At 73.0% G+C, this 6,101-nt stretch carries 8 protein-coding genes; 5 read left to right on the top strand and 3 right to left on the bottom strand.

All coding sequences use genetic code 11. The features are described 5' to 3' along the window. Together ACFFNX_RS39175 and ACFFNX_RS39170 are read left to right on the top strand one after the other, a co-directional pair. Positions 1 to 384: helix-turn-helix domain-containing protein (locus tag ACFFNX_RS39175; protein ID WP_378211213.1), on the top strand; the 384-nt coding region annotated here is incomplete at its 5' end. A 72-nt stretch (positions 385 to 456) separates the two neighbouring features. Beyond that, on the top strand, positions 457 to 846 hold the full coding sequence (locus ACFFNX_RS39170; RefSeq protein ID WP_378211212.1) for a VOC family protein: 390 nt from the start codon (positions 457 to 459) through the stop codon (positions 844 to 846). Positions 847 to 849: 3 nt separating this feature from the next. On the opposite strand, the gene ACFFNX_RS39165 is transcribed toward ACFFNX_RS39170, so the two are convergent. Continuing rightward, positions 850 to 1,659 carry an AMP-binding protein gene (locus tag ACFFNX_RS39165; RefSeq protein ID WP_378211210.1) on the bottom strand — a complete coding sequence of 270 codons (810 nt, stop codon included), beginning with the start codon at positions 1,657 to 1,659 and terminating at the stop codon, positions 850 to 852. A 101-nt stretch (positions 1,660 to 1,760) separates the two neighbouring features. Here ACFFNX_RS39165 and ACFFNX_RS39160 point away from each other — a divergent pair, with 101 nt between their 5' ends. Both ACFFNX_RS39160 and ACFFNX_RS39155 read left to right on the top strand, forming a co-directional pair. Then, a complete protein-coding gene (locus ACFFNX_RS39160; protein ID WP_378211209.1) occupies positions 1,761 to 2,783 on the top strand; it encodes a Gfo/Idh/MocA family oxidoreductase in 1,023 nt (340 codons plus the stop codon). Between the two features lie 24 nt (positions 2,784 to 2,807). Then, positions 2,808 to 3,719 carry an arginase family protein gene (locus tag ACFFNX_RS39155; RefSeq protein WP_378211208.1) on the top strand — a complete coding sequence of 304 codons (912 nt, stop codon included), beginning with the start codon at positions 2,808 to 2,810 and terminating at the stop codon, positions 3,717 to 3,719. On the opposite strand, the gene ACFFNX_RS39150 is transcribed toward ACFFNX_RS39155, so the two are convergent. Beyond that, positions 3,679 to 4,734, bottom strand: coding sequence for an SgcJ/EcaC family oxidoreductase (locus ACFFNX_RS39150; RefSeq protein WP_378211207.1), 1,056 nt, complete (start codon positions 4,732 to 4,734; stop codon positions 3,679 to 3,681). The genes ACFFNX_RS39155 and ACFFNX_RS39150 overlap by 41 nt on opposite strands. Positions 4,735 to 4,830: 96 nt before the next feature. On the opposite strand from ACFFNX_RS39150, the gene ACFFNX_RS39145 reads away from it, so the two are divergent. Continuing rightward, entirely contained in the window at positions 4,831 to 5,196 is a 366-nt protein-coding gene (locus tag ACFFNX_RS39145) for a MerR family DNA-binding protein (RefSeq protein ID WP_378211205.1), read from the top strand. A gap of 6 nt (positions 5,197 to 5,202) precedes the next feature. On the opposite strand, the gene ACFFNX_RS39140 is transcribed toward ACFFNX_RS39145, so the two are convergent. After that, positions 5,203 to 6,101, bottom strand: an 899-nt coding sequence (locus tag ACFFNX_RS39140; protein WP_378211204.1) for a hypothetical protein, incomplete at its 5' end; no start/stop codon positions are given.

Genomic DNA, 6,101 nt, shown 5'->3' with positions numbered 1-6,101 from the left:
ATCGCCGGCCGGCCGGGCGTGCCGCCGGACGAGCTGCGCCACGCCCGGCGGCTGATCACGGAGAACGGCGGGCTGCCGCGGGTCGCCGACATCGCCGCCGAGGTCGGCTGGAGCCGCCGGCACCTGGCCGCGCGGTTCACCGCCGAATACGGGCTAACGCCGAAGGAGACGGCGCGCGTCGTACGCTTCCAGCGCTCCAAACGGCTGCTGTCGCGGCACGACCGGCCGACGCTCGCCGAGGTCGCGGCCGTGTGCGGCTTCTATGACCAGGCACACCTGGCGCGCGAGTGGAACGAGCTCTGCGGCTGCCCGCCTTCGGCGTGGCTGACCGGCTCCGATCTCCCATTCATCCAAGACGGCGGTGAGGGCCCCGGCCGACGATAGGGCCATGAGCGAACGCAGTGAGCGAATCGAGAACGCAGCGCCCATGGTCACTCCTCCGACGAAGGAGGATTCATGAGCGAAACCATGATCTGGCCGTCGTTCCGATACGACGACGCCCACGCCGCCATCCGGTTCCTGATCGACGCCTTCGGCTTCGAACGCGTCGCGGTCTATGAGAGTGGCGACCGCGTCGACCACGCCGAGCTCCGCTGGCCCCTCGGCGGCGGCGTCATGCTCGGCAGCGCCGCCCGCGAGGACAGCTCCATCGCCGGCCTGCCGCCGGGCACCGGTTCGGTCTATGTCGTGACCGACGACGTCGACGGCCTGTTCGAGCGCGCGTGCGCGGCGGGCGCCCCGGTCGTGCGGGAGCCGAGCGACGAGCCGTACGGGCGCGGGTTCACGGTGCGCGACCCCGAGGGCGTCTTCTGGAGCTTCGGCACCTACGCGGGGTCCGGCAGCTGACCCCTACGGCGTCACGACCGGGCAGCCGAGCCACTGCTCGACCCTGCTCGGTGGTGGCGTCGTCCCCTGGGAGACCGCGAGCCGCAACGGTGCGAAGTCGCCCGGCGGCCGCTCCGCCGCGACGCGGCCCAGGAACGCCGACGTCGACAGCAGCACGCTGGCCCGGTGCCGCCGTACACCCTCGGCGACCAGGGAGATCGAGCGCTGCCGCGAGTCGAGGATCGCGCAGGAGCCGGTGAACAGCGGAAGGAAGATCGTGTTGCGCAGGCCGACCGGGTCGTAGGTCTTCGACACCGAGAACAGCACGTCGTTCTCGCGCAGCCCGAACGGCTCCATCGCCAGGTAGGACTCTTCGGGGTCGCGGTGGGCGTACGTCGCGGCGTGCTGGCCGTACGCCGGCGCCTCGGGCCGCACCGGGTGCGGGTCGGCGGACGCGGCGGCGGGCAGCGCGGCGATCAGCTCCACGGGTGTGATCGTGCGGGGGTGGCGTCCGGGCGCGCAGACCGCGAAGGCCGCGGGGGGCAGCGCCGAGGCGTCCGGATCGGCCAGCACCGCGACGGCGCCGATGCGTACGGCGCCGAGAAACGACCAGACGAGCTCCATCGAGCCGGGCAGCGCGATCGCCACCCGGTCGCTCGGCGCGACGCCGTGCGCACGCAGCAGCGACGCGACCCGGGCCGCCCCCCGGTGCACCTCGTCGTGGGTGTAGACGTCGTCACCGCACAGGAACGCGGCCCGTTCAGACCAGCCGAACGCGTGCGTCCGCTGCCTGAGCACCTCCGCCAGATTCGCATCCGGGGATGGTCCGGGCATGCACACTCCTCCCCTTCGTGGGCCCCGAAGCGACACTAGGACGGGCGCGCGTGCCGGGACAGACCCGGAGCGTGATCAAATGGATTCCGAGGAGGCCATCTGTGGACACCCTTCGGGTCGCGTTGATCGGCTATGGCACCGGAGGTGCCGTCTTCCACGCTCCGCTCATCTCCGCCGCGCCGGAGCTGGACCTGGCCGCCGTCGTGACGGCGAACCCCGACCGGCGGGCGAACGTCCAGAACCGATACCCGGACACGGAGATCCTGGAACATCCGGACTCGGTGTGGACGGGCGGTTACGACCTGGTGGTGGTCACCACGCCGAACCGCCTCCACGTTCCCCTCGCCCGCGCCGCGCTCGACGCCGGCCTGCCGGTCGTGGTCGACAAGCCGATCGCCCCGACCGCGGCCGAGGCGCGCTCGCTCGCCGGCGGCCCGCTCGTGGTCCCCTTCCACAACCGGCGCTGGGACGGCGACTTCCGCACGGTCGCCCGGCTGTGCTCATCGGGCGCGCTGGGCCGGGTGCTGCGGTTCGAGTCGCGGTTCACCCGCTGGCGCCCGCAGATCAAGCCGGGCTGGAAGGAGACCGCCGATCCGGCCGCCGCCGGCGGTGTCCTGTACGACCTGGGCTCGCACCTCATCGACCAGGCGATCGCCCTGTTCGGCCCACCGACCGCGGAGGTGTACGCGGAGGTGGACGTACGCCGCGCCGACGCGGAGGCCGCCGACGACGCGTTCGTGGCCCTGACCCACGCGAACGGCGTCCGGTCGCACCTGTGGATGAGCGCGATCAGCGCCGACCTGGGCCCCCGCTTCCGCGTGCTCGGCGACGAGGCGGCGTACACGACATACGGGCTGGACGGCCAGGAGGCCCAGCTCCGCGACGGCCTTACGCCGGGAGACCCCGGCTTCGGGGTGACCCCGCCGGAGGCGTACGGGCTGCTCGGCACTCCGGGCAGCACGCGGCCGCACGCCACGGAGCACGGCCGCTACCAGGACTTCTATCCGGCGGTCGCCGCCGCGATCCGCGGCGAGGCCCCGCCTCCGGTGACACTGGACGAGGCCGTCACCGGCCTGGAGGTCATCGAGGCCGCCCTCCCCCGCGTGGGCCGGGCAGGCCCGTAGGGACCCTGGGTGTAGCTTCGGCTGGTGACGATCGGACTGACCTCCGCCCCCACCAACCTGGGGTTGCGTCCGCCCGCGCCGACCAGCGTGCCCGGCACGGCCAAGGCACCCGAGGCGCTGCGTGAGGCGGGTCTCTACCGACGCTTCGCCGAGCTCGGCGGGCAGGACCGTGGCGCCGTACTCCCCCGCCGGTACGCCGACGATGCCCGGCCGGGCGTGCTGCGCAACCAGCAGGCCATCGTCGAGCACGCCCGGCGGCTGGCCGGGCGCATCGAGGCCCTCCGCGCCGACGGCCTCACGCCTCTGGTGGTCGGCGGTGACTGCAGCCTGCTCGTGGGGGCGGGCATCGCCATGCGGCGGGCGCCGGGGCGTTACGGCCTGGTGCATCTCGACGGACACACCGACTTCCGGCATCCGGGCAACTCCGACCAGTGCGCCAGCCTGGCCGGAGAGGATCTGGCCGCCGCGGTGGGCCGCCACTGGCCCGCGATCGCCGATATCGACGGCCTCGGCCCCTACTTCGTCCCCGCCGACACCGCCCATGCGGGCTGCCGCGACGGCGACTCGGCGCTTGAGGAGACCACCGCGCTCCTGGGCGCGGTCGTCACCGCCGCGCAGATCCGCTCGCACGGCACCGCGGAGGCCGCGCGACGGATTCTGGAGGTCGTCGACCGTGACGACCTCGACGGCTACTGGCTGCATGTGGACGTCGACATCCTCGACCCGAGCGTGATGCCCGCCGTCGATTCCCCCGACCCCGGAGGGCTCGGCGCCGCCGAGCTGACCGATCTCCTCGTGGCCCTCGCACCACGCGCGACCGGAGCACAGGTGACCGTCTTCGACCCCGATCTCGACCCGGACGGCAGCCGGGCACGCCTCCTCGTCGACCTGCTCGTCACCGGCCTCGCCGCCCTGGGCGAGCGCCGCCCGCGGTAGCCGGCCCCTCGACCGGGTCGGCGATCGGGGTGTTCTGGCCGGCGGCCAGCCACCAGGTGCCGTTCCGCTTGATCAGGACGTACATCGCCATCTCGGAGAAGCCCGGCTCGCCGGTGCCGTCGGGCAGGGCGCGTCTGCGGATGTGGGCGATGGTCACGTCCGGTGCCGGCGCGAGCACCTGGACCGGCTCGAACCGTGACGGTGGGGCGACGCTCTTCGCCATGAGGGTGTGGTGGATCTCGTTGAGCTGCTCGTAGCCCGCCAGCGTGCGTCCGTAGGGGCTGCCCCAGAGGATGTCGTCGGCGAACATCCGGTCGTACTCGTCGGCGTCGGTGGTGTCGCCGCCGCCCTGGAGCGTCTCGATCAGCCGCTCCACCGCGGCGGAGGCCTCGGCGGCGTCCACGGGCGAGTGCAGGCGCGGCCGCTCGCCGTCCGAAGCCGGTGGGGCGGCGCGCAGCCCGCGCAGCGACCGTCCCCACCGCGCCAGGCCGGTGAGCATCCGGCGGCGCGCCTCGGTCTGTCGTGCCCGTGGCTCGCATCGGCCCTGGTCATCGAAGTCCTCGAAGATGTCGAGGGCCACCTGCGGCCCGACGCCGGCCATCCCGAGCTCCGCGGTGATCCCGCGCAGGTGTTCGACGGCTCTGAGCCCGCCGCCGGTGCCGTAGCCGGCGAAGCCCACGGCCTTGTCCTGCCACTCGGCGTACAGGTGGTCCAGCGCGTTCTTCAGCACGGCGGTGGTGGAGTGGTTGTACTCCGGTGTGACGAGCACATAGGCGTCGAACCCGGCGACCAGCTCCGACCAGGCCTTCGTGTGCTCGAGCGCGTAGCGGCCGAAGGCGGGCGGATCGGGTTCGGCCAGCATCGGCAGGCCGATCTCCTCCAGGTCGACCACGGTCGGATCGAGGCCGAGCTCACCGGCCTCGGGGCCCGCGCAGATCCACTCGGCGACCGCTCTGGCCCGCCGGGCCGGGCGGGTGCTTCCGACGAGCACGCCGACGCGCAGCATCTCGGACATCGTGTCTCCTCCTGTACGTCTCGCGGTCAGGTGGGCGAGACGCTAGGGGGTCAAGTGAACTTGAACGCAAGCCCGTGGCCGCGCGATCGTAGGCTCATGGACCAGCAGTGGCACGTCTCCGGGCTCACGGTCGGCCAGGTCGCGGAGCGCATGGGCATCGCCAGGTCGGCGGTGCGCTGGTACGCCGACCAGGACCTGTTGCCCTGCGAGCGTACGAGCGACAACCAACGCCGATTCTTCGCCGACGTGCTGTGCCGCGTCGCGATGATCCGGGCCGCGCAACGGGTCGGGCTCACCCTCGAGGAGATCCGCGTGGCGCTCTCGGCCCTCCCACCCGGGCAGCCCCCGACCGCCGAAGACTGGAACAGGCTCGCCGAGCGGTTGCGCGCCGTCATCGTCGAACGCGTGGACCAGCTGCTGAACATGCTGGCTGAGTTCGCGCCGACGGCGGACCCCTCCTGAGGGGGCCTACCGGGGCAGTTCCGCGACGATCTGCGGCGCGAGCAGGTCGCGTGCCTCGGAGTACGGCAGGGTGACCGCGTAGAACGGGCACTCGCTGCCCACATGCGACCACGTGACGTCCAGGCCCTTCGGGGTGAGGAAGGGCGAGACGCGCGGCGGCTGCGGCCGTTTCGTGTTGAACGGCGCGCCCGGGCGGAAGTCCCGGGGCGCCGTCCCCTCGGTGCACACCAGGGCGAGGTCCGGCTTGGTGGTGTGGGGCTGCACGCGTCGCATCAGCCTGTCGATGCCGCTCGTGGTGGCCGTGCCGGGGGCGAACACCTCCTCGCCCGTCAGCGACCGGCCGGTGCGCAGGTCGACGGTGACGGTGATGTGCGGCAGCTCGAAGTCCAGCGGGTGGCAGAACTGCTTCGGCAGCTCGTACCGGACGGTCACCAGGTGCGGGCCGCGCAGCCCGATCTCGGGCTTGGCCCCCAGGACGGTCGGCTGCGTGCAGGCCGGCTGTTGCCTGGCGGTCATCTGCCGCATCTCGTCGACCGCCCATTCGAGCGGGGCGGCCAGAGCGTCGTTGACACGGCGGCGCAGGGCGGCGTCCTTCCCGCCGCTCACCTGGACGGAGCGGGCGCCGCTCAGGTCCAGGCCGGTGACCGGCCGGTTGTAGGAGGCCAGCTCGACGCGCAGCGGCGCCACGGCGGCCTTCTTCGGCTTGTGGTGGGTCAGGACGATCGCGGCGGCGCCCGCGCCGCCCACCACGATCGCGCCGGTGGCCACGGCCACCACCTTGGTCGCGACGTTGCCGCCGAACAGCTTGGTCAGCACGCCGTGCCCGGCCTTGCCCGCCGCCGCACCGGCGTGGCCGCCTCCACCCGGCGCCACCTTCGCGACGAGCATGGCGAACGGGAACAGCG

The organism is Actinoallomurus acaciae (genome assembly GCF_042429965.1).
GTDB classification, from domain to species: Bacteria; Actinomycetota; Actinomycetes; order Streptosporangiales; family Streptosporangiaceae; genus Actinoallomurus; species Actinoallomurus acaciae.
Note: the sequence above shows the minus strand (reverse complement) of the source record. Positions and strands in the feature narration are given on the sequence as shown.

Bases quoted from the DNA above. Each gene is read 5' to 3' on its own strand.
- ACFFNX_RS39145 (WP_378211205.1), top strand. From the start codon at position 4,831: ATGGACCAGCAGTGGCACGTCTCCGGGCTCACGGTCGGCCAGGTCGCG.
- ACFFNX_RS39165 (WP_378211210.1), bottom strand. From the start codon at position 1,659: ATGCCCGGACCATCCCCGGATGCGAATCTGGCGGAGGTGCTCAGGCAG.
- ACFFNX_RS39150 (WP_378211207.1), bottom strand. From the start codon at position 4,734: ATGTCCGAGATGCTGCGCGTCGGCGTGCTCGTCGGAAGCACCCGCCCG.
- ACFFNX_RS39170 (WP_378211212.1), top strand. From the start codon at position 457: ATGAGCGAAACCATGATCTGGCCGTCGTTCCGATACGACGACGCCCAC.